This is a genomic window from Oscillatoria sp. FACHB-1407, assembly GCF_014697545.1.
Taxonomy (GTDB): Bacteria; Cyanobacteriota; Cyanobacteriia; order Elainellales; family Elainellaceae; genus FACHB-1407.
Window position 1 is genome coordinate 1 of sequence record NZ_JACJSA010000014.1, and the last position, 22457, is coordinate 22457.

The 22457-nt window shown below is 47.4% G+C and carries 19 protein-coding genes and 2 pseudogenes; 11 read left to right on the plus strand and 10 right to left on the minus strand.

Going from position 1 to position 22457, the window contains the following annotated elements; genetic code table 11:
• A pseudogene (locus H6G89_RS34770) lies at positions 1-231 on the minus strand (IS1 family transposase); the annotation flags it as partial.
• A 749-nt stretch (positions 232-980) separates the two neighbouring features.
• Here H6G89_RS34770 and H6G89_RS21165 point away from each other — a divergent pair.
• The 5 genes from H6G89_RS21165 to H6G89_RS21185 all read left to right on the plus strand — a co-directional run bounded on the left by H6G89_RS21165 (position 981) and on the right by H6G89_RS21185 (position 9367).
• Entirely contained in the window at positions 981-5732 is a 4752-nt protein-coding gene (locus tag H6G89_RS21165; RefSeq protein WP_190510073.1) for a GAF domain-containing protein, read from the plus strand.
• A gap of 94 nt (positions 5733-5826) precedes the next feature.
• The gene (locus H6G89_RS21170; RefSeq protein WP_190510075.1) at positions 5827-6453 is read left to right on the plus strand and encodes a response regulator; all 627 of its coding nucleotides are present in this window, start codon (positions 5827-5829) and stop codon (positions 6451-6453) included.
• 336 nt (positions 6454-6789) lie between these two features.
• A complete protein-coding gene (locus H6G89_RS21175) occupies positions 6790-7320 on the plus strand; it encodes a DsbA family protein (RefSeq protein WP_190510077.1) in 531 nt (176 codons plus the stop codon).
• 250 nt (positions 7321-7570) lie between these two features.
• A complete protein-coding gene (locus H6G89_RS21180; protein WP_190510079.1) occupies positions 7571-8467 on the plus strand; it encodes an AraC family transcriptional regulator in 897 nt (298 codons plus the stop codon).
• A 60-nt stretch (positions 8468-8527) separates the two neighbouring features.
• Positions 8528-9367 carry an AraC family transcriptional regulator gene (locus tag H6G89_RS21185; RefSeq protein WP_190510081.1) on the plus strand — a complete coding sequence of 280 codons (840 nt, stop codon included), beginning with the start codon at positions 8528-8530 and terminating at the stop codon, positions 9365-9367.
• 270 nt (positions 9368-9637) lie between these two features.
• Here the strand turns inward: H6G89_RS21185 and H6G89_RS21190 are convergent, their stop codons facing one another.
• The gene (locus H6G89_RS21190) at positions 9638-10561 is read right to left on the minus strand and encodes a LysR family transcriptional regulator (RefSeq protein ID WP_190510083.1); all 924 of its coding nucleotides are present in this window, start codon (positions 10559-10561) and stop codon (positions 9638-9640) included.
• A gap of 508 nt (positions 10562-11069) precedes the next feature.
• Between H6G89_RS21190 and H6G89_RS21195 the strand changes: the two genes are divergently transcribed.
• Positions 11070-11921 (plus strand): DMT family transporter, encoded by an 852-nt coding sequence (locus H6G89_RS21195; protein ID WP_339384513.1) that lies wholly within the window; start codon positions 11070-11072, stop codon positions 11919-11921.
• Here the strand turns inward: H6G89_RS21195 and H6G89_RS21200 are convergent.
• From H6G89_RS21200 to H6G89_RS21225, 6 genes are all read right to left on the minus strand, one after another.
• Positions 11913-12980 (minus strand): aldo/keto reductase, encoded by a 1068-nt coding sequence (locus H6G89_RS21200; RefSeq protein ID WP_190510087.1) that lies wholly within the window; start codon positions 12978-12980, stop codon positions 11913-11915. The genes H6G89_RS21195 and H6G89_RS21200 overlap by 9 nt on opposite strands.
• A 40-nt stretch (positions 12981-13020) precedes the next feature.
• On the minus strand, positions 13021-14007 hold the full coding sequence (locus H6G89_RS21205; protein ID WP_190510089.1) for a Vgb family protein: 987 nt from the start codon (positions 14005-14007) through the stop codon (positions 13021-13023).
• A gap of 14 nt (positions 14008-14021) precedes the next feature.
• Positions 14022-14807 (minus strand): glucose 1-dehydrogenase, encoded by a 786-nt coding sequence (locus tag H6G89_RS21210; protein ID WP_190510091.1) that lies wholly within the window; start codon positions 14805-14807, stop codon positions 14022-14024.
• A 44-nt stretch (positions 14808-14851) separates the two neighbouring features.
• A complete protein-coding gene (locus tag H6G89_RS21215) occupies positions 14852-15589 on the minus strand; it encodes an SDR family NAD(P)-dependent oxidoreductase (protein ID WP_190510093.1) in 738 nt (245 codons plus the stop codon).
• A gap of 63 nt (positions 15590-15652) precedes the next feature.
• Positions 15653-15949 carry a putative quinol monooxygenase gene (locus tag H6G89_RS21220; protein ID WP_190510095.1) on the minus strand — a complete coding sequence of 99 codons (297 nt, stop codon included), beginning with the start codon at positions 15947-15949 and terminating at the stop codon, positions 15653-15655.
• 120 nt (positions 15950-16069) lie between these two features.
• Positions 16070-16237 (minus strand): hypothetical protein, encoded by a 168-nt coding sequence (locus H6G89_RS21225; protein WP_190510097.1) that lies wholly within the window; start codon positions 16235-16237, stop codon positions 16070-16072.
• A 442-nt stretch (positions 16238-16679) separates the two neighbouring features.
• Between H6G89_RS21225 and H6G89_RS21230 the strand changes: the two genes are divergently transcribed.
• Entirely contained in the window at positions 16680-17573 is an 894-nt protein-coding gene (locus tag H6G89_RS21230) for a LysR family transcriptional regulator (RefSeq protein ID WP_190510099.1), read from the plus strand.
• Between the two features lie 178 nt (positions 17574-17751).
• Here the strand turns inward: H6G89_RS21230 and H6G89_RS21235 are convergent, their stop codons facing one another.
• On the minus strand, positions 17752-17898 hold the full coding sequence (locus H6G89_RS21235) for a hypothetical protein (protein ID WP_190510101.1): 147 nt from the start codon (positions 17896-17898) through the stop codon (positions 17752-17754).
• Positions 17899-18464: 566 nt separating this feature from the next.
• On the opposite strand from H6G89_RS21235, the gene H6G89_RS21240 reads away from it, so the two are divergent.
• The 3 genes from H6G89_RS21240 to H6G89_RS21250 are packed head-to-tail and all read left to right on the plus strand — an operon-like array spanning position 18465 to position 21540.
• Positions 18465-19631: an ABC exporter membrane fusion protein gene (locus H6G89_RS21240; protein WP_190510103.1), complete on the plus strand. Its 1167-nt coding sequence runs from the start codon at positions 18465-18467 to the stop codon at positions 19629-19631.
• A gap of 6 nt (positions 19632-19637) precedes the next feature.
• Positions 19638-20804, plus strand: coding sequence for an ABC transporter permease DevC (gene devC / locus H6G89_RS21245; protein ID WP_190510105.1), 1167 nt, complete (start codon positions 19638-19640; stop codon positions 20802-20804).
• 37 nt (positions 20805-20841) lie between these two features.
• A complete protein-coding gene (locus tag H6G89_RS21250) occupies positions 20842-21540 on the plus strand; it encodes a DevA family ABC transporter ATP-binding protein (protein ID WP_190510107.1) in 699 nt (232 codons plus the stop codon).
• Positions 21541-21562: 22 nt separating this feature from the next.
• Here the strand turns inward: H6G89_RS21250 and H6G89_RS21255 are convergent.
• Positions 21563-21691, minus strand: a pseudogene (locus tag H6G89_RS21255) (IS630-like element ISAcma32 family transposase); the annotation flags it as partial.
• Positions 21692-21868: 177 nt separating this feature from the next.
• On the opposite strand from H6G89_RS21255, the gene H6G89_RS21260 reads away from it, so the two are divergent.
• Entirely contained in the window at positions 21869-22306 is a 438-nt protein-coding gene (locus H6G89_RS21260; RefSeq protein ID WP_190510109.1) for an ROK family protein, read from the plus strand.
• The last annotated feature ends 151 nt before the right edge of the window (positions 22307-22457 follow it).

A 22457-nucleotide genomic window follows, 5' to 3' on the forward strand; every position in this document is an offset into this window, starting at 1 on the left:
TTCATCTCTTCGTCCCACGGTTGCACTGACCCAGTAGCGACTGTTTCGTTCAAGGCAAGTCATTGTCCAACCCTCAGACTCACGGGGGGGAAGGTTCTCGTTGACACGAGTGTAGAGTTCAGCGTTCTCCAGGGTCACATCCCTATCTTCAGCAGCAGGCGACCAAGCCAATTCTTGCTCTGCTACTCTCTGCTGCCAGCGCAGAATCGTTGAGTGGGATTGATCGAGCACTCATCCACTCGCTCTCACTCCCATCCCTTCACTCCGCATCTTCAGTGCGCTGGCTTTGGCAATGAGGGTAGTGCATGGCTAGAATTTCGTCACGGCTCCCATTTTAACTGCCACTCATTACAAGACCAGTGCCGTTGACCTCCCTGAATTAAAGCAGATCAACAGCAAGATTCCGCAAATTAGTTCAATTCATCTTTGTGGAGCGTCAGTACCATAAAAATACAAATACCAAGTACTGACGTCGCACAATGTTATTCTTCACGCTCAATAACGTTATTGACATCTCGGCACTATCTTTCTCATTTCTTGAGCTGATGTTGCGATCGATGAGTATTGTCAGCTTAAATATCGCTAATTTGCATCGGTGGGTTGAATTAATTTCTTGGGAAACTGCTGTGGATGAGCAAAAGTTTCGACGTGATTTGCAAATGAGCGACGTAATTTATCGATACATCTCTAGTTCAGAGAGCGGCTTTGATTGCCCAAAACGAACTGTGTTTACGCAACAGTGATTCAAAATAGGTCGGGAACCTAAAACGCTGACAAATTCTAACTTTGCAGATTTACACCACTCATCTACAAACTGTGTCATTTTTTCTGCTTATTCACAATAGGACAGTGGTATTTGATACAAGTTGGCAGTATCTAAAAATACAAGTTAGTAGTATCTAAAAATCATGTAAAAAATTTTCGGTTCGGGGAATAAATGACCTTATGCTACAAAAATCCAGTTTTCACTTAACAAAGTTATGGATACAGCACTGGCTAAGCTTCACGATCGCCTCGCTGCCCTAGAACAAGAAAATGCCAGACTGCGATCGCGCCTTGAGTCGTGCGAACGTTCCTACGCAGTCTCACAAGCAGAAGTAGCCAGATATCGACAACCCAAACAAGATGAGCGAGAACCAGCAAGGCAGGCAGAACCCGATGAGTGGGTCTCTACTGGCAGTTCTTCTTTAGAGCACCACCTGTTAGAAACGACCGCAGAAGTTGCTCGCGTGTTATTAACGCTCACGCCTCTGAATGCAGCAGTCAATACTGCTTTAGGAATGCTTGGTGAGGCATTAGACACCGATCGCATTAACGTCATAGAGAATTTCGACTCGTTCTGCGATTCACCCTTCCCAAGATGGAGAGCGTTGGAATATGAGTGGACTTCACTAGGGATAGTGCCGCAGCATGCTAATGGGAAAGCTGGACAGGGTAGCTATGAGGAGATTCAGTGGTTGTATGAGTTGTTTCAGCAGGGTCAGACAGCAAGTTACCTAATTGACGAAGCTCCGGAACCCTTTCGCAGTGAGCAGATGGCGATTGGGGTGAAGTCTACTCATCTGGTTCCCATTTCTGTAGAGGGGCAGTGGTGGGGTGTGGTGGGGCTTGATGACTGTCGGGCAGCAAAACAGCGCAGTGCAGCCGAACTCACTGTTTTGAAAATTGCCACTGATTGTATTGGTAGTGCCATTGAGCGCGATCGCACTCAACAAGCTCTCCTACAAGCCGAACAGGAGCGGACACACAATGCTGCGAAGCACTCGCAAGAACTTGAACGACTTAACGCCGAATTGCGGCAAACACTCGAACACCTCACGGAGTCTGAAGAACGCTATCGGACTCTGTTTGAGCTGAGCAGCGAAGGAATCTATCGATGGCAATTAGATCAGCCCATTTCTATAGCCTCACCTGTTGATGAGCAAGTGGAGCGAATTCGTCACTCCCTTTACGTCGCTGAGGCAAATGCTGCCTATGCTGCGATGTATGGCTTACCGACGACTGATGCCGCTTCTGGTTTGCGCCTGAGTAATATCCACATTCCAACTTCAGGTAAAAATCTTGAATTTCTGCGTCGGTGGATTGAGAATGGCTATCGCATCCGAGCGGCAGAGTCAGAGGAAATCACCCCTGAAGGAAAGCGGTGCTATTTCTTCAATAACGTTATTGGAATCGTTCGAGATGGGCACCTCATCGGTGGCTGGGGAACCCAACTTGACATTAGTGAGCTACGGGAAACTCAGCAAGCCTTATTAGAAGTAGAACAGAAGCGATCGCAAGAACTCGAACGAATCAACGCTGAATTACAACAAACCCTCGATCACCTGACAGAATCGGAACAACGATACCGCCAACTGATGGAACTTGCTAGCGAAGGCATCTTCCGAGTGGAGTATGAACAACCCATTCCCATTCACCTTCCCGTTGAGGAGCAAGCTAAGCAGATTTATCAACAGTTTCGGTATGCAGAACATAACCTTGCCTTTGCTCAGATGTATGGCTATGACGAACCTGATGCTTTAGTAGGTACACCATTGGCTCATGTGATGGAAGCTCCTGAAAATGCCGCGCAAATGGAGCAATTTGTCCGGAATGGACATCAGATGAGAAACCAAGAAACGATAGAGTTCGATCGCTTTGGGCAGAAACGGTACTTCCTCAACAATGGATTTAGTATCATCCGAGATAGCTATGCGATCGGTGGGTGGGGCACTCAGATTGACATTACCGAACTTCGAGAAACCCAGCAAGCTTTACTGGAAGCAGAACAGGCGCAAGTCGCAGAACTGAAAAAAGCGAACGAAGCACTTGCCCGCACCTCTCAACGCTTGTCAGAGCAACCTGACCTCTCTGCTTTTTTGAGCCATGTGGCACTGGAGGCGATCGCTCAACTGGATGCTGATGCTGCCATGATATCGATGCTAGATAAACAGCATCAAACACTACGGGCTGTCGCTCATGTGGAGCAAGGGCGGGTTGCGTCTGGTTTGGGAGCAGAGATGCCTATCAATGAAGCTGAATTTGTTAACCTGCTTCTAGAAACACGCAAACCTCGCTACTTTGACCTGGAGCGAGAAGCCCACCTGTTTTGGCCTGGGGCGATCGCCTATCACCAACAACGCCATCATCAAGCCGTCATTGCTGTTCCCTTATTTGCGGGGGCAGAATTTCTGGGTCATTTGGGACTAGCATTCACCCATACAAATCCAATCAATGAACAGAGCAGTGAACTGTTGTATGCACTAGCTCAACAAGCCGCTTTATCCATTCAACTGACACGACTAGCAGAAGAAGCCAAACAAGCGGCGATCGCCCGTGAGCAAGAAAAATCCGCGCAAGAACGGGCTGCTGAATTGGCAAAGGCAAATGAAGCTCTGAAGCGTTCCGTTGATGTTCTCGCAACACAAACTGATCTGAATCAATTTATTGGGCATGTTCTACGGCTTGCCGCTGAGCAGTTTGATGCACCACTAGCAGAATATTGGGAAACGACTGATCCCAACATTGGCAGAATTGTTGGTTGGTGGGGACATAACCAAATACACGGATTTGGACAACCGCATAACCATCCAGCAAGCAAGTCAGGTGTTCGGGTTCCCTCTCATATGCTTGAGCAAGGACAATTTAGCGATCGCCGCAAGCATTTTGTGGCTCCGTTTGATCACTCCGTTCAACCTGCTGAAGGAGAGTTTTCCGATGATCCGGCTAGCTGGTATGCATCGTTCGGAGTAAATTTGCAACTCAATCTGCCGTTGATTGTGGGAGAAACCTGCTTCGGAGTGCTGAACTTCTGGCAATCGAGTGATCACCCATTCACAGAACAACAGATTGAACTCGGCTATGCTCTTGCCCAACAGGTAACATTAGCAATTCGTCTGAGTCAATTAGCAGAAGAGGCGAAACAAGCGGCGATCGCTCGCGAACAAGAAAAAGCTGCTCAAGAACGCACCACAGAACTATCCAGAGCTAATACTCTCCTGCGAAATAGCTTAGGTCGCCTTTCAACTAACCCAAATCTTGATGATATTTTGGGGCATCTCTTAGTTGAGTTGGTTTCCTATGTCGGTGCATCCGTTGGGCATATTTTTATCCATGATGCCGGACAAAATACGCTAAATCTAAAAGTCCGTTGTCAAGATGGGCAAGCCTTTTGGACACCAGATGCAGATGAACCAGTCTTCTTTCAGTCCCCGATTCTGGTGGAACAAACCCAGATTTTTACCCAGTTGAGTGCCCAACCGCGACTGGCAATTCTAAACCAGCCCGACTTCGAGGAAAACCTCTGGCAGGGTGTGCCGGAATGGTTTCAGGCCAAGGACTATCAGGGAACCAGTAGCTGTATTCTCATGGTAGGCGATCGCCCCTTGGGTTGGTTAGCGATGGCATTTGCTCAGCCAATTGCGTTCAGCCCTGTGGAAGAAGAATTGATTTTGGCATTAGCGCAGCAGATCGCTCTGGTGATTCAACTCAACCTGCTAAGCGAAGCGGAAAAACAAAAAGCGATCGCCCGTGAACAAGAAGAAGCGGCACAAGACCGGGCAGCAGAGTTGGCAAAGGTCAATCAGGCTCTAGGACGTAGCCTGGATAAACTTGCCAACGATCGCAATCTCGATTCTTTTTTAGAGCATGTTTTGCACGAAGCCCTGCAAATGTTGGATGGGACAGTTGCACAATTTTTTATGTATGACCCAGACTCAAGCAGGTTAAGACCCTCCATTGCGGTTAATTCCCAGCGAGAAGCCTTACCAGCACCAGGCTTAATGGAGGGCTTATCAATTTTAAGTAAGCCCTTTCCTGCCAACATTACCGGAGCGTGGGAACGGTTACTGGATCAGCGTTGCCCGATTTATCTTGACCTGAACCAAGATGCATCTGATTTCTGGCCCGGAATGATTGATTGGCATCGACAGAGGGGACATTCTGGTGTAATTTGTACAGCTCTAATGATGGGCGATCAACCGTTAGGGCTGTTAGGGGTGGCACTGTGTGAGCAAACTGAGATTACAGCGGCTGAGTTTGAGTTTTTTCAAGCCTTAGGGCAGCAAGCAACATTAGCCATTCAACTGACACAATTGGCAGAAGAGGCAAAGCAACTGGCTCTTTTTCAGGAACGCAACCATATTGCCCGCGAAATTCATGACACTCTGGCGCAAGGCTTTGCAGGTATCCTCATGCAACTGCAAGCCGTGCTTCGGTTTGTCGCAACTGAGCCAGAGCAAGCCCAGATGCACCTCAATCGTGCCCGTGATCTTGCCCGTTCTGGGCTGGTCGAAGCCCGTCGCTCTGTCTGGGTGATGCGCCAAGACAGCACCGAATATAGCGACTTCGTGCAGCTTCTCGGTCAATTAGCCGAACAGATGGCGATCGGCACTCCAGTCAGGACTCAGGTGCAGGTGCAGGGGGTACCTTATCGGCTGCGACCAGAAGTCGGTATCAATCTCTTGCGAATTGCTCAAGAGGCAATTACGAATGCACTCCGTCATGCCAATGCACAAACGATTGAACTTGAACTCTGCTACGATTCCAATTATGTGCGACTTCAGATCCGTGACGATGGTCGAGGATTTAACCCTCAAACGCTAAATCGTGGCTTGGGTTTAATGGGGATGCAGCAACGAGCCGATCTCATTAATGCTCAGCTTCGCATTAGCAGTTCCCCTAGTAAGGGAACAACTATCAGTGCTATGTTGCTCTTGTTTGAGGAGGAGCTAGAAAACTTTAAAAGAAGTTGAAATCTTTATTCGGACGGACTGTAACAAAACAAAAGAAGATACTTTAGAAACAAGTTACGTTTAATCGAGTCAAAAAATTATCAATCTTTCAGTTATGTCTCAAACATCAATTCGGATTCTCGTTGCCGATGATCATCCTGTTGTGCGAGATGGGTTAGCAGCAGTTCTCAATGGTGAACCTGACTTTGAAGTTGTCGCTCAAGCTAGTAATGGTCAGGAGGCTATCCATCAATTTCGGCTGCACCAGCCCGACGTAACTGTTATGGATTTGCAGATGCCTCAAGTCAGCGGTACGGAGGCGATCGCCACGATTCGAGCTGAGTTTCCGTCTGCTTGCTTTGTGATGCTTACCGTTTATGACGGAGATGAAGACATTTATCAGGGGTTTCGTGCTGGAGCGAAAGCTTATTTACTTAAAGACACTCCCTGCGAGGAAATCGCTGATGTTATTCGAGAAGTGTGTCACGGAAATCGGTATATTCCTGAAGGTGTTGGTGCTCAGTTAGCGACTCACTTAGAACTTCCCACGTTAAGCGATCGCGAACGTCAGGTGCTCAAGCTAATGTCAAGCGGAAAAGGTAATAAAGCGATCGCGAAAGCAATGAATGTAACCGAAGGCACAATAAAGTTTCACGTTAATAACATTCTAACTAAGTTGGGTGTTGGCGATCGTACTCACGCCGTGGTTACAGCCCTAAAGCGAGGGATCATTCGACTTTGATTTCTACAAAAGCTTCACCTATTTTCTGATCTCTAACCTGGTTGTCACCCTATCTAAAGTACAGGTCAGAAAATCAACTTCTCATCAGTCAGTAAAGTTGAATATACCAGTAAGCTATCAAACATTATAGATTCTCAACTTTCAAGCGGTATAGTAGCCGAAAGGCTGGTTAAACGGGGTGCAGGGGTTCTACCCCTGGCTGGAGGCTTCGCTTCCACACCCTCTGCCCTGACTATTTCTTGAATTGCGATAAATCATCCCTTCAACTACTCAATTTCCCCCCGGATTCGAGACACTTCACACGTTAACTCATGGCATTCCATAGTAGAGCAACCAGTGAATACCAATGGGCGACTGGTTTTACCAGTCAGTAACCGAGACCATATTCAGGGATCAGAAACAGCTTGTACAACCTTGGTGGAATATGGTGACTACCAATGTTACAGATCGAGCGAGGCGCATCGAGTTGTTAGGCAACTTCAACAGCAGTTTGGCGATCGCTTACGCTTTGCGTTCCGCCACTTTCCTCAATCACAAGTTCATGACTATGCCCAACATGCGGCTGAGGCAGCGGAAGCGGCAGCAGCACAGGGTAAGTTTTGGGAGATGCACGCCTGTCTGTGTGAACACTATTATGCCCTTAACGATGGGCACTTAGTTGAATACGCAATGGCAATCAATCTCAATATCAACCAATTTCTCAAGGAGATGACCAATGATGTGCATGTCGAGCGAGTGCAACAAGACTATCAGAGTGGATTACAAAGTGGCGTTATGTATACGCCTACCTTTTTTATCAACAACATTCAACATCAAGGTGCTTGGGACAGAATGACGCTGGCAACCGCCATATTAGCTCAGCTATAGCGTTTAACTCAATCACACTTCATCAGCTTGCTCCTGAGCAGCAAAGAGTCATACTCGCACTACATGATGCAGTAATGATAGCTTTGGTCTGAAAGCTTAAAGCAAAGGCAATGGCTCAAACCCGGATGCTGGGAAAGCTGCCTGACTTGCCTCCGCCCCATCGAATGTAGCTACGGCTATGTTTGCTTTGATAACCCTATCAATCTGACTTTCAACATTGTCAACACATGCCGATGGAGAAGCCCAAATCATGACTCAAGAGCAAGAATTGCAAGTTGATTTTGCAGAGAAAAGTGCTACAGATAAAATTTTACCTAAACCTTCCTTGTTCTCCAGTCACACTTTAGGATGGAATGGCATTCTAGTTCAACACCATTATCAGCCAGCCTGGGAAACACCTGAGTACACTGCTTTGAAACATTCAATATCCATCCATCATCTCAATCATGCGGTAGAGTCAGAGCGAGTATTGGATGGTGAGAGGCAATATGAGCAAATTCAAAAGGGAGATATTGCTTTAATTCCGGCAAACATGTCTCACAAAAAGCTGTGGCAATGTGATTGTGAGTTTACGTTACTCATGCTTGATCCAGTTTGCATTGACCACATTGCTCATGAAACTGTTGATGCGGATCGTGTAAATATTGCCCCGCACTTTGCTAAGGCTGACCCGCTCATTTACCAAATTGGAGTGGCATTGAAATCAGAATTAACTTCAGAACAGCCCTCTACTCGCCTCTATATTGATTCGCTAACAACTGCGCTGGCAGCACATCTAATCACACATTATTCTACAACTAAGATAAAGATGCCAACGATAACGAGTGGATTACCTAAGTATGCTTTAGAGAAAGTGATCGATTACATCCATACTCATCTCGATCAAGAAGTTACACTTCCTCAGTTAGCTGATTTGACTGGTATGAGTCAGTATTACTTTTGTAGATTGTTTAAACAGTCAATCGGAATGCCACCTTATCAGTATTTACTTCAACAACGAGTTGAGCGAGCCAAGCAATTGTTGTTGGAACACAAATTTTCGATTGCTGATATTGCCCTCCAATGTGGATTTGCTAATCAAAGTCATCTCAATCGCCAGTTCAAGCGCATTGTTGGAGTAACTCCTTTTGTATTTCAGAGGCAGTAACAAGAACAAGCGCAAAAATGTACTAAAAATCACAAAACTGTTGTATCAAGCAGATACTGAATGCGTAAAACTGACTATATGATGCATCAGTTAAAGAGTATGTCAATGGCACCACCATTAATTGATCCAACAAAGGCTGAAACCATCCTGCAAATTGTGCCCTGTCCTCCGATAAGTACGAGTGACCATTTGGGGTGGGCTGGAATTCAAGTACAACACCATTGCCCCCCTGCCTGGGAAAATGCTGAACATTCAATGAATCAGCACTTTGTGGTAGTCCACCATGCTGACCAAACAGCTCAGGCAGAGCGAACGATTGATGGACGTCAGCAGAAGGAGCAATTAGATAACGGACAGGTGGTTATTCTTCCTGCAACTGTCTCCCATAAAGTGCGCTGGAATAGACAGGGTAACTTTACGGTGCTCATGTTGGATCCACTTCATTTAGCTCGCACTGCCTATGAGTCTGTTGATAGCGATCGCTTTGAGTTAATTCCTCAATTTGCTATGTTTGATCCACTGATTTATCAAATTGGCTTAGTTCTCAAAGCAGAAGTTGAATCAGGAGTTAATAATCGTCTTTATGTTGATTCGTTAACAACCATGCTATCGGCACATTTGCTACAGCGTTATTCGGTTTGGAAGCAAATACTTCCCTCTTACCAAGGTGGTTTGCCCAAACATCAACTCCGATTAATTCTCGACCTTATCGATACCTATTTAACAGAAGAACTATCATTAGAAACATTAGCAGTAGCATTACAGATGAGCCCATTGCGCTTCATGCGCTTGTTCAAGCAATCTACTGGTTTAACACCTCACCAATATGTGCAGCGTCAAAGAGTTGAAAAAGGGAAAAGGTTTTATCGCCGTAGTTATAGCTTTGGTCAGAAAGATTAAGACTAAGACAAAGGCTCAACCCCTGATGTGACTGAGCAGTAAAAAATAGCACAATTTGCAAATTAGTTGCGCGCCGCATAAACCTGTGAAGCCCTTATTATCTCAGGCTTTCAGATATTGAGACAAATCAAGCCAAGAAGCATCAATATCCTACCTTTGAAACTCAAAACGCTGGTTCAGCAAAAGATCAGGGATTTACGCTATTCATTTGCTAATTGCGCCAAGTCATTTGCTTATCCATAGTCAAGAGGCACCTGCAAAACATTCACCTCAAGCACAAGGATGGAGCGGATGACGATATGCCGCCGATGCGCTGATGCAGCTCAGCGGAGCGTGTTTAAGCAAATCCAAAAATGCATAGGCTGCCGGAGTCAGGAGCGCGTCCGACAAAATTGCAACACTAATCATCCGAGACAGAGGAATGGGCAAACTGTACACTTTGATTTCCGATGGAATGGGTTCAGCAGCTAGGCGGGGGCTGATGGCGGCTCCAATTCCACGGGCTACCATGTTAACGATGGTGGCATCGGAGCGGATTTTGTAGGTTGCCTCCAGACTGATGCCGTAGCTGGCACAGTGGGCATAGACCATTGCATCGCAACCGTCGCCATCGGGAGCCATGATCAGCGGGTAACGGGTCAAGTCCTCCCATTCCAACCGGGAGGTTGTCGGTTCAAAACTGGGGGGGAAAAGTACCACAAACTCATCGCGCATCAAATCCCAGGTTTCAAATTCGCTGCCTGTGGGTAGGTAGGTAATGCCAATATCAGCGCGACCTTGACGCAAATCAGTTTCGACATCGGGGCGATCGTCATACTCGGCAATACGAATGGCGATCGCTGGATATCTCTGACAAAACTGCGCGATCACATCCGGCAGAATGTGTGTCGCCGCACTACGAAAGGACGAAATCCTCAGCTGCCCGCCATCCAGTCCTTTAGCCAGGTTTGCCTGGTTGAGGATGTCATCCATCAAATACATCACCTGACGAGCCCGATCGACCACCTGTTGCCCAACAGGGGTAACATGGGCACCGTAACGCCCGCGAGACACTAGCAGAACACCGAGATCGTCCTCCAGGGTGGCGATCGCATAACTCACCGCCGACTGCGACACCTGCAACCGCAGGGCAGCTTCGCTAAAACTGCCACTATCCACAACGGCAATTAGCACCTGAAGTTGCGAAAGTTTCATCGAATTTAGGCGTTGATCATGCACAGCAGTACCTCCCAGGGGTGCAACATTCTGGATCAGTTTTGATTTTCCATTGCTCAATCTCAAGCAACGATCTGATTTTTGGGTGGGGGTATCCACCAAACCAACTGCTCCTCATGTCTGCATTGTTACAAAAACTATGACAGGACAAAAGCGATTGATCTATCGAATTCCTTGATGGACGTGATGCACTTCTCCTTTTGCGGGGATTGAGACAATCCTTCACCATAGGCGCATCCCTCTCAAAAAACTGGCTGTTTCTTTTAGGTCTGTTCTGTTGGAGAGCCATGCTTTCCAAAGTTCCTTCTGCCGAGAATGGGAACCTTGAAAAATCAGGCGTTGCTGAAATGACAAATGATACGTAAATTCCCAACGTGAGCGAGACGCTCACTCTATCGGGATCATCACAAGGGAGTGCGAGCATCTTGCTCGCGATTTCATATCCTCAATCAGCAACGCCAAAAATCACTATCTGGGCTGCACTACCATGCTCGTACTGAATAAGAATTTGCATGTTCAGGGGCTTCTGTTACTCCTGCTCACCACTATCATCTGGGGGACATCTTTCCCTTTACTAAAGGGAATTCTGGTGGATTTGTCCCCGGCCGCTATTATTGCCATGCGGTTTTCTGTGGCTGCGATCGCCGTCCTCCCTGGTCTGCGCCAGATCAACCCCACCCTGCTTCGCGATGGCATCCTGTTAGGCAGCATTTACTTTGGGGAATGCGCCCTCTCGCTCATCGCACTGGAAGTGATCCCTGCCAGTCGTTCAGCTTTCATCATTGGTCTGAATGCATTTCTGGTCCCCCTCTTTGGACTGTTTTTAGGTTATCGCCTGCCGATGCGGGTGCTATGGGCGGCAGCAGTCGCCGTTGTTGGCATTGGTCTACTGTCGTGGGAAGGGGGCGGCTTTAACTGGGGAGATGGGGTAACCTTGGGATGCGCGATCGCCGTAGCGATTTACATTCTTCTCTTAGAACGCATCGCACCGCGTCATGCCACCCTGCCTCTGGTGGCTGTACAGCTTTCGGTCATGGCAGTGTTAGGCACGCTCTGGGCTTTGCCTGAGCTGATGACGCAGATAGGGGCGATCGCCCACCACTTTGGCACTCTCCTCTATGCTGGTTTGGTCATCACCGCTACCCCAATTTGGACTCAGGCTCTAGCCCAACGCTGGGTTCCCTCCTACGAAGCTGCTCTCATTTATACGCTGGAACCCGTCTTTGCAACCATCTTCGCCTTTTTCATGCTGGGCGAAGCGTTAGGAACCCGAGGTTTACTTGGTGGTGCGCTGATCATCGCCGCTACCCTCTGGAGCCAGCGCAGCGGTTCATTGTAAATCACATCCAAGCACCTGCCGTGAAACAGGATGCAACCTTAAATCAATCGTTTCAGTTGCCGCACCTAAAAATAAGTTCTGCAATCGGCGTAGAAACTTCAGGGCAAAGCCAAGATCGACTTCGCTAGCAGCATTTAGCCGAGTTATCTGATCATCGTTTAATGTCACATTTAAACAACCAAGATTCTCTTTTAGGTGATCTAAACTTCTCGCTCCAATGATGGGAATATGACGGGGCGACTGTTGGCGAATCCAGGCAAGGGCAACCTGTGCGGCACTACAGCCAATTTCATTCGCAACATCAACAACCACTTGAGCAATTTGCATGGCGCGATCGCTCTTGTACTGCTGAAAATACTCCGCTTTATTGAGGCGATCGCCCTCAGCATCCTGATTCAAATACTTCCCTGTCAGCACGCCACCCCCCAATGGTGACCAGTCTAAAACGCTCAAATTCAGATCTTCTGCCATCGGCAGCAAATCTCGTTCTACGGTGCGCTCCACCAAATTGTACTCAAGCTGAATGGCCGCAAAGGTAGTCATGTTCTTCAATTCGGCGATCGTCTGAGCGCGGCTGATAATCCAGGCAGGAGCATCGGAAATACCAACATACATGACTTTGCCAGAGCGAACGGCATCGTCCAGTGCCCGCATGATTTCCTCAACCGGGGTCACAGTATCCCACATATGTACCCAATAGAGATCGATGTAGTCAGTGTTGAGCCGCTTGAGGCTGGCTTCTAGCGATCGCATCAAGTTTTTTCGTTGATTGCCACTGGAATTGGGATCATTCGGATTCATCATCACCGTGTACTTGGTAGCGATGACAAAGCGATCGCGTTCTGACTCGACAAACTCACCCAACATTTTTTCACTTGTGCCGTTGGTGTAGACATTGGCGGTGTCGATGAAATTACCTCCTGCTTCAGCAAATGCATCAAATATGGCTTGGCTGGTTTCTTTATTTGCACCCCAATCCCAGTCCTCGCCAAAGGTCATAGCACCGAGGCACAGTTCAGACACTCTCAATCCGGTGTTACCCAAAAGTTTGTATTGCATGAGTAGGTTCCTATCTCCAATCGTGATTACGAAGGCTCAATTATGAGAGTGCAAATCGGCGTACAAAGAAGCGATCGGGAATTGCGGTTTCTTGTCCTGATACAAGGCGATGACGGAAAAGCGATTCTGTCAACCAGATTTCTCCACCCACAACAGTTAAATTAACAGGTAAATCCATCCCAGATGCCAGTGTATTGAATTGAGGTCTAGCACCCGTTTCTAAACCATGTAGTTGCAACAGGCGACCATTCCCACTGTCGATACCCCCCTCAACCATGATGAGAGAGCCATCGGCAGCGAATTGAATTGCATCCGAACCATCGATTTTGCGGGGTAGCTCAATTTCATCAACGGTGGGATTTCCGATAGACTGTGGCGTTACCTTAAACAGACGACCATCGGAGTACATCGTGACAAACAGAACGCCATCGGCGTTACGCACAATTCCAGACAACCCAAACCGAAGCTGAGTCCGGAAGCGATCGTCTTCTGCCCAGGTTTGAAATTGAGTTGTCCCTGGTGGTAAGTAATGAATACGAGGACGCAGAGAGTCTGTTACATAAACGCCTCCTTGCGGATCAAGCGCAATATCATTTCCAAACCCTCCATCTGGCATGGGGATGACATGCTGGACTTCACCAGAGCGAACATCGATGGCAAAAATTCGGTGGGGATTTTGAACAGTTTCGCCATGGCTTTGCCGTGCCCCCAGTACGTCAGGAGAAGCCCCCCACAACAGGTGACGTGGCTCATCCAGACGTAGACTTGTCACTGCAAAAATATCGTCATTTCCCTCAAAGAGTGTTTGAGCTTCACCCGCAGAATTGATCTGTAGAATCCGACCGCTGAGAACAGAACCGACATACAGCGTGCCATTCTGCGAACGAGCAATCCCGTTGGGATACTGAAAGCCAGCAGGTAACTCAAGTGGGTCTAATTCCCTGATTGAAGCGGCAACCGAACGTAGTGGGGATAGGGCGATCGCACCCACACATCCGAGCGCAAACAATACTTCTCGTCGTTTCATTGTCTTCCTCCTAATTACGCAATACGATGTCCTGGAATGGCATAGCCACCATCCACAACAATGGTTTGTCCGGTGATGTAAGTGGCAGCATCAGAACAGAGCCAAACCACTGCTTCTGCCACTTCTTCAGAAGTGCCTAACCGCTTCACTGGAATGTGCCGGGCGAATGCTTGAACAACGGCATCATTCGGATCATCGGGATTGCCAAAGCGTCGAAACATTTCGGTATCGATGATGCCAGGATTCACATTGTTAACCCGGATGCCATACTGGGCACATTCCAATGCGGCTGCTCGCACCATGCCATCTAACCCTCCTTTGCTAGCAGAGTAGATGGTGGAGCCGAGCAATCCACCTTTCGCCAACCAGGACGAGGTATTGACGATCGCGCCCCCTGTGCCCTGCTGGATCATCTGCTCAATTTCGTATTTCAAACAGAGCCAAACGGCTTTGAGATTGGTGGTGATCGTATGTTCCCAATTGGCTTCTGTCAGTTGGGTGATGGGTGCAAACACCCCTTCCGTTCCGGCATTGTTGAAGGCGTAGTCTAACCGCCCATAAAGGGCGATCGCTTTGTGAATCAGTGCCTCAACTTCGGCGGGTTGAGAGATATCTGTTTTGACAAAACTGGCTTCTCCTCCCATCTGCTGAATTTGCTCTACAACCTGTTTGCCTTCCGCCTCGCGCCTCGCTGCGATGACAACGCTTGCTCCCTGTTTAGCAAATTGCACAGCCGCTGCACGACCCATACCAGAAGTGCCACCTGTAACCAAAGCAACCTTGTTGTTGAAAGTGTTCATGATGATTTCTCCGTTGAATGTGTGATTGAAAAGTCGTGCGATCGCTAAGTCAGGTACAAACCACCGTTAACGCTGATGGTCTGCCCAGTCATGTATCCATTTGCGGCAAGCATTACAGCCACTTGTGCGACTTCTTCAGCCGTACCAAATCGCCCCATAGGAGCCGTAATTGAGCCTGATAGAGACGCGATCATGTCAGTATCAATAGCAGCAGCGGCGATCGCATTCACCGTAATTCCTTCATTGATTAAACACCGGGCGTAATAGTGCATTAATCCCAGTTGTCCTGCTTTGGATGCGGCATAATGCAGTCCTACTGCACCGCCGATTTGAGCCGCTATTGAGGAAATCATGATGATGCGTCCCCATTGCTGTTGTCGCATCTTGGGCAGAACAGCCTGTGTCACCAGAAACGTTGATTTGAGATTCACGGCGATCGTCTCATCCCACTCTCTTTCAGTCACTGACTCTAATGAACACGGTTGAGCAATACCAGCATTATTCACCAGAATTGAAATGCTTCCTAATGTCTGCTCAACGTGCTGAATCATTTGTTCAGTGTCGTTAAACTGAGAAGCATCCGCTTGTACTGCAATCGCTTTTTGCCCAGTTTCTCTAAGAAGATGACAGACTTGATCCGCTGCCTCTTTTTGCTTGTGAAAGTTTACTGCAACATGGACTCCAGTGTTTGCCAGAGCGATCGCGATCGCCCTACCAATTCCACGACTGCCACCTGTTACTAATGCAACTTTCCCATTCAATTCGTTGGCTATTTCTAGCATTGTGACTCCTCACAAGCTTAAAAGCATGAGCTTGAATCCTATTTAGAATTGCAATGATCTACGTCAGCTAATTTCTCGTAATACCGTTATGTGAAGCGGCTCAGCCAGTAGGTTCGGCGCATTGGCAGCAAATTCTTTTGAGTGGGCAAGACTAAAGTGCAAATCAAGTGCTGCTTGATCTGTCCAGTTTTCATACAGTAGAAATAAGCCAGGTTCGTCGATCGCCTCATGCAGGTCATAGTTAAGGCAACCAGCCTCGGCTCGACTGAGAGGAACCAGATGTAGCAAGGCATCTCGGAGTTCAGCTTCCTTGCCCGGTTTCGCCTTTAAACGTCCAATAATTGTGAGTTTTTCTGACATATATTGTTTCTCCTTCTACAGTCAACCCATTTCAGTGACAGTGAAATCACAAACCAAGTAGATGAGATAAAGTACAATCTGCTGAACTTCAACAGTATATTTTTCAGTTAAACTGTGCTGTCAAATTCCGAAGATCTTACTCAATAATTCCGAACGCTGCTGCTGCAAATCTTCGAGTTGTTCCTCAATTTCTTCCAGACGGACAAGGAGTACCGCAAGAGTTTTGGCTTCTCCACGAAGACAAAGAGCAGGATTCCATTGCCACTGGTCATTTTGAATTTGATTCATGACTTCATCTGCTGGAAAATGCTTCCTAAACGGAGTAGATTAATTTGTCGGATTGTTCGTATTGAGTCCTTGATTCTAATCTCACAATCGCTCTTTTATTTCTTGTGTTTGCTAACCTTTTAGTCTTGTAGTTGACTCAATCTCATTTTTCTTTCCTCCTGTTGATGATTGAGAGTTGGGCGATCGCCAGCACAAAGCAACCTCATGGAAAGGCATCTTCTGTGAACGGTTTTTGAAGAAGACGATTCCTATTAAGGACAGGTCTGTAGAAGCTCAACTGCCAAATTTGAGTTGCTTGATTACCCAGGCTGAATGGATAGTTGTTTTTGGTTTTCGCCGTTTGTTTGCCAAAACGACTTCGATAGCTTTAGTGTATATTCGTGCTTGAAATATTGACAATACCTTTTTTGAGCACCACTGTCGTGCAAAAAACGCAATAATCATGAGTCGTCTTCAAGATTTAGAAGTGTTTGTGCAAGTTGTTGAAAGTGGCAACTTTGCTAAAGCTGCCGCACAATTGCAGTTGAATCCCTCTGCCGTTAGTCGCCGCATTAGCAACCTTGAAGACCATTTAGGAGTGCGTCTGTTTAATCGCACTACTCGGAGCCTGAGCTTAACGGAGGTGGGCAAACGCTACTTCAATCGTTGCCTAAATATTTTGGGAGATATTGAGGAAGCTGAGCAGGAAGCACGGCAACACAGTGACGAGCCACAGGGATTACTCCAAGTCAGTTGCTCGACCTTCTTTGCCTATCAAGTCATTCTCAGCCGACTTACCGAATTTCTGAACCAGCATCCACAGGTACGGCTTAAGCTGGTGTTGACCGACGATGTGGTTGATGTGGTAGCTGAAGGAGTGGATGTTGCCATTCGGATTGGCGAATTAGCAGATTCTTCACTCATTGCTAGAAGATTAGTCTCCAATCGGCGGATTGTTTGTGCCGCTCCTGCTTACCTTGAGCGACATGGTATACCGATGACTCCAGATGATTTGGCACAGCACAATTGTTTAGTTTTGAGTGCTTATAAAACTACACTCAATCAATGGCGATTTAAGGATGGAAGCGGATATCGCGAGATGAGTGTACAAGGCAACTTTGAAGTAAATAGTGGTAACGCCCTGTATAAAGCTCTTTTAGCTGGAGTAGGAATCAGCCGAGTAGCAACGGCTCTGGTTACCTGCGATCTGCAATCCGGTCGATTGATCCGCCTGCTTGAAGACTATGAAGATGATACTGATGGCGGAATTTATGCAGTGTTTCCGAGCGATCGCTATTTGTTACCCAAAGTGAGAGTTTTTGTTGAGTTTTTAGTCAATACTTTGTCTCAACAATGATGATTACTGTACTTCTCAGACAACGTTTTATTGTAGAAGTTAAATGATTTGATACATCTAAAGAAGTTGTACCAGTAGTTGTGATGCTAGCAGAAAATGTATGCGTCCTGGTGTGTTTGCACCAACAATAGGAAACTGGTCGAGAAAGCTCAGTCCCCAGCGAGTTGCTGCAAAATATTTATCCAACATCGCTATAGTTGGTTAGCTTCAACTTAGTTTCATCCTGTGTTTGGGCGATCGCTTGAAACAAAGTCTGTAGGATATTTGTCGTGGTGGGTTGCTCCGTCCTGATCGTTACGATGCGTTGAACAGCAGAATTTGTCAAGTGACAGCCTGTCAAAGAAAAGCAAAGAGTTAAGACAGGGCGGCAAAGTGTACTCGATCGAGGTCTATCCAACAGTAGCAAGATACTTTTACTCTGAGTTTACGCGATGGGCAACTTCGTGAAAAATTCCTCCTCTAGTACTTCCCCGATACAGCTACGGTGTATACAGATCTCGCTCTTCTCCAAATCATTCGGGAACCAGGCATTGGTGGGTTCCCCCAAACCCCCATTGGGGGACGCCACTGCCTCCCCTAAGCCCCCTTAGCAAGAGGTGTTTCAGTTCACCCAAAAACGCGCTTCGCATCGACTCCAAGTACGGGTATTTCTGATTGGATCAAGACCGTTGACGAAGGCTCAAAGTCCCCCAATTTTGGGGGATGTAAGGGGGCTGAGAGGACTTGTGTATACGCGGTAGCCTCTAGAGAAGTTGCACACCACGTTGGTTTTGTTTCATCCAATATCATCGGCAAACTGAGCCTTTATCTACAACGAGGGAGATTTGTATGACTGACTTTGCAACTGATTCCTATCGATGGATTGCTATTTCCTAGGGAAGATGAGATTCTATGACATTGCAACAGTTAAAAACACTCAAGCGATCGACTCTTACTCTGATTGGATTGGGAATTGCGATCGCCAGTGGCTCATCCTATTACGCTTTTTCTCAAGTTGAGCAAGAACCGACTGAACCTGTTGTCACGGCTCCCGTTGATGAACCTGTCACCGCACTGGGACGGCTAGAACCCGTTTCAGAGGTGGTGCGTGTTGCGGCTCCTACGAGCTTAAACAATGATCGGATTGCCCAGTTGTTAGTTGAGCGGGGCGATCGCGTCCAATCGAATCAAGTGATTGCGATTTTAGACAGTCACAATCGCTTGCAGACGGCACTGTTGCAAGCACAGGAGCAGGTCAGAGTCACTCAAGCTAGATTGGCTCAAGTCAGAGCCGGAGCACAGTCAGGAGAACTGGCAGCACAACAGGCTGAGATTGTGCGGTTGGAGGAGGAGTTGCAGGGAGAAATTACCACTCAAACCGCAACCATTGCTCGACGCCGTTCAGAAGTCAATGTGGCACAGGCGGAATACAATCGCTATCTGGCTTTGTATCAGGAAGGGGCGATCGCCGCTTCTGAGCTTGACCAGCGGCGGCTCACTCTGGAAACGGCTCAAGCTCAACTCAATGAGGTGCAAGCAAATCGCAATCGCACCGCGGATACTTTGCGCGCTCAAATTAATCAAGCCAGAGCCACACTAGATCAAATTGCTGAAGTTCGTCCAGTTGATGTGCAGGTTGCACAGTCTGAGGTAGATCAGGCGATCGCGGCGGTTAAACGGGCTGAAGCTGAGTTAGAAGAGTCTTATATTCGGGCTCCGATTGCAGGACAGGTGTTGGAGGTATATACCCAATCCGGTGAGGCGATCGCAGAAGCAGGAATTGTTGATTTGGGTACAACCGAGCAAATGGAAGTGGTGGCAGAGATCTACCAAACTGATATTGGCAAAGTTCGCACGGGGCAATTCGCGGTGATTACCAGTGAGGCGTTTCCGGGAGAACTGCGTGGAACGGTTCAACTACTTGGGCTGCAAGTGAGTCAGCAGGAGGTTTTTAGTAATCAACCTGGGGAAAATCTTGATCGCCGTGTGGTGGATGTGAGAATTCGATTAGATGAAGAAACCAGCAAGCGAGTGGCTAGCTTAACCAATCTGCAAGTACAGGTTAGTATTCAACCCTGATTTAATATGATGCGTAAATTGTTTCGCAAAACTCCTCTGGCGTGGCTTCAGGTCAGGCGAGAGAGAACTCGTCTCCTGGTGGCGATCGCAGGGATTGCTTTTGCAGATATCCTCATCTTTTTCCAACTGGGGTTGATGGAGTCCGCCTATGTTTCTGCCACAGGAATGCACTATCGATTGCAAGGCGATTTGTTTCTGATTAACGCCATCTCAGATAACGTCAACACCATCAGACCATTCCCTCGTTCTAGATTATTTCAAGCCGTGGGTACGGATGGAATTGCTTCCGTCAACACGTTGTATACCGGGATCGGAAATTGGCGTAATCCCAACAACCGCACCTTCTGGCAGGTACAAATCTATGGTCTAAACCCCAGTAATCCTGCAATGGATGTGCCTGATGCCAGAGCTAAACTGAGCCAACTGAAGATGTTGAATTATGTCTTGTATGACCGTGCGGCTCGCCCCAATTTAGGAGATGTGGCAGGACAGCTAGAGCGATCAAATTCGCTCACAGCTCAACTGAATAATGTCACCATTCAAGTGGCGGGTGTGTTCACGATGGGAGCTTCATTTTCAGCAGACGGCAATCTGATTGTGAGTGATTCTACTTTTCTGCGTTTGTTTCCTGAGCGTCAACCTGATGAGATTGATGTCGGCTTAATTGTGCTGGAACCGGGTGCCAATCTTGAACAAGTACAAGCTGTCTTAAGAGCTAAATTGCCAGATGATGTGCTGGTTCTCACCAAGGCAGAATATATTGCGCGGGAAAGGGAATATTGGAGCCAGGTTAGCCCCATTGGAGTGATTTTCGGCTTCGGCACGATTGTCGGTTTCCTGGTTGGAACGGTGATTGTCTACCAAATTCTCTATTCGGATGTATCGGATCACCTGCCAGAATACGCCACCCTCAAAGCAATGGGCTACAGCGATCGCTACCTCATCGGGGTGCTGTTTCAAGAAGCTTTGATTCTGGCAATTCTTGGCTTTATCCCAGGGTTTGCGATCTCACTGGGGCTGTATGGACTGATTTCCCAAGCCACCCTGCTCCCCGTCAGAATGTCTGTTAATCGTGCCACGCTTGTGCTGATTATGACATTGTTAATGTGCATTGCATCGGGGGCGATCGCCATGCGGAAGTTACAGTCTGCCGATCCTGCTGATATTTTTTAGTCGATTATTGGTCAGCTTTTCTATTTATCCACTCCTCATGCAACCAGCCATCTCAATTCACAATTTGAATCATTACTTTGGCGAAGGAGACTTGCGGAAGCAAGTCTTATTTAACATTAATCTTGAAGTTTACTCTGGTGAAATTGTGATTATGACAGGGCCTTCAGGCTCGGGTAAAACGACATTGCTAACGTTAATGGGTGGTCTACGATCTGCTCAGGAAGGCAGCCTCAAGATTTTAGGACAGGAAATCAAGGGAGCCAGTAAGCGAAATTTGATCAAAATACGACAGAACATTGGTTACATCTTTCAAGCCCATAATCTGTTGACCTTTTTGACAGCCCGACAAAATGTACGGATGTCGCTGGAGTTGCACGATCGCTATCTGGAGCAAAATCTGGATCAGCTTGCAGACGATATACTCGATACCGTTGGATTAAGCCATCGGGTTGATTACTATGCAGATAGCTTATCAGGCGGACAAAAACAACGAGTGGCGATCGCACGAGCGTTGGTCAGTCGTCCCAAAATTGTCCTTGCTGATGAACCGACTGCTGCCCTGGATAAGAAGTCAGGACGAGATGTGGTAGAGCTAATGGAGAAATTAGCAAAAGAGCAAGGATGCACAATTCTATTAGTAACTCATGACAGTCGTATTCTCGATCTCGCAGACCGCATCGTGTATATGGAGGATGGTTGTCTAGTTGACGCTGATTCAGCAATTCCCTTGCATTAACTACTCCCCTCCCACTTAAAGATTAAGGAATGAGCGAAAATATGAAGTTGAGCGTTTTTTGCACTTGTTCTGCGGATAAAAACGGATGCGAATCAAAAAAATGATTCAACTGTTGTGCAATCTGCACGAGTGTTGTTCCAATCGGCAAGTGGGCAGAGGTGATTACGGCAGAGTGAATTGCTCAAGGGTTGGTGCGGGAAAGCGGTGAAGTTTCTAACCGTCGAGAGGGTCGTCCTGGCACTGGGCTGAGCCTGAAGCCTGAGGGGGCATTTTTTATTAGGACGGTGATCGAAACGGAGCACATCACTGTTGTGAAGTATTAATGCAAATGGGCGATCGCGTTCAGCAAGTTGACTCTGCTCACCATGAAGTTTATCTGGGCAATGCCATGCAAAGCTTGAGCCTGCTCTACATTCTGATTAACCAGGGAGTTGGCAGCGGCATTATTGTGAATAATCAGGTGTTTCGAGGAGCGTATGGCACAGCGGGTAAAATCAGTACGCTGATGAGTGACCCGCCAGGGCAGGACGATCTGGAGTTATGGACGCATAATGTCGCTAAGGATGCGCTGCTCGATCGTAGCGCAGCAGGGTGGCAAAGCGAAGAATCTGAACCAGTTCGTCAAGAATTTAGGCAAAGGAAAAGCGATCGCCAATTCTGCTTTAGAATTACCCACAAGATGATATCCTCGAACGCACATCACTTACAGGCTTGTTGGTATAGCACTCCTTCTTGGGCAAATTCATTCTTTTGCAACATACGGTAAGCGTAGAGTAGTCCGTTAGCCATCTTTAGTACATTTAACTCGTGTCTATTCTCCTTGTGGGCTAGTGTTGCGAACACAAAGTTCTGCAATGTAGGGGGTTTGGGAGCTTCGCACCCAAGAAGGGGTTCCACCCCTTCACCCCTTTCAAAAC

Coding starts and splice junctions, on each gene's coding strand:
- H6G89_RS21165 (WP_190510073.1), top strand. CDS start 981: ATGGATACAGCACTGGCTAAGCTTCACGATCGCCTCGCTGCCCTAGAA.
- H6G89_RS21170 (WP_190510075.1), top strand. CDS start 5,827: ATGTCTCAAACATCAATTCGGATTCTCGTTGCCGATGATCATCCTGTT.
- H6G89_RS21180 (WP_190510079.1), top strand. CDS start 7,571: ATGACTCAAGAGCAAGAATTGCAAGTTGATTTTGCAGAGAAAAGTGCT.
- H6G89_RS21185 (WP_190510081.1), top strand. CDS start 8,528: ATGCGTAAAACTGACTATATGATGCATCAGTTAAAGAGTATGTCAATG.
- H6G89_RS21190 (WP_190510083.1), bottom strand. CDS start 10,561: ATGAAACTTTCGCAACTTCAGGTGCTAATTGCCGTTGTGGATAGTGGC.
- H6G89_RS21195 (WP_339384513.1), top strand. CDS start 11,070: ATGCTCGTACTGAATAAGAATTTGCATGTTCAGGGGCTTCTGTTACTC.
- H6G89_RS21200 (WP_190510087.1), bottom strand. CDS start 12,980: ATGCAATACAAACTTTTGGGTAACACCGGATTGAGAGTGTCTGAACTG.
- H6G89_RS21205 (WP_190510089.1), bottom strand. CDS start 14,007: ATGAAACGACGAGAAGTATTGTTTGCGCTCGGATGTGTGGGTGCGATC.
- H6G89_RS21210 (WP_190510091.1), bottom strand. CDS start 14,807: ATGAACACTTTCAACAACAAGGTTGCTTTGGTTACAGGTGGCACTTCT.
- H6G89_RS21215 (WP_190510093.1), bottom strand. CDS start 15,589: ATGCTAGAAATAGCCAACGAATTGAATGGGAAAGTTGCATTAGTAACA.
- H6G89_RS21220 (WP_190510095.1), bottom strand. CDS start 15,949: ATGTCAGAAAAACTCACAATTATTGGACGTTTAAAGGCGAAACCGGGC.
- H6G89_RS21225 (WP_190510097.1), bottom strand. CDS start 16,237: ATGAATCAAATTCAAAATGACCAGTGGCAATGGAATCCTGCTCTTTGT.
- H6G89_RS21230 (WP_190510099.1), top strand. CDS start 16,680: ATGAGTCGTCTTCAAGATTTAGAAGTGTTTGTGCAAGTTGTTGAAAGT.
- H6G89_RS21240 (WP_190510103.1), top strand. CDS start 18,465: ATGACATTGCAACAGTTAAAAACACTCAAGCGATCGACTCTTACTCTG.
- devC (WP_190510105.1), top strand. CDS start 19,638: ATGATGCGTAAATTGTTTCGCAAAACTCCTCTGGCGTGGCTTCAGGTC.
- H6G89_RS21250 (WP_190510107.1), top strand. CDS start 20,842: ATGCAACCAGCCATCTCAATTCACAATTTGAATCATTACTTTGGCGAA.
- H6G89_RS21260 (WP_190510109.1), top strand. CDS start 21,869: ATGGGCGATCGCGTTCAGCAAGTTGACTCTGCTCACCATGAAGTTTAT.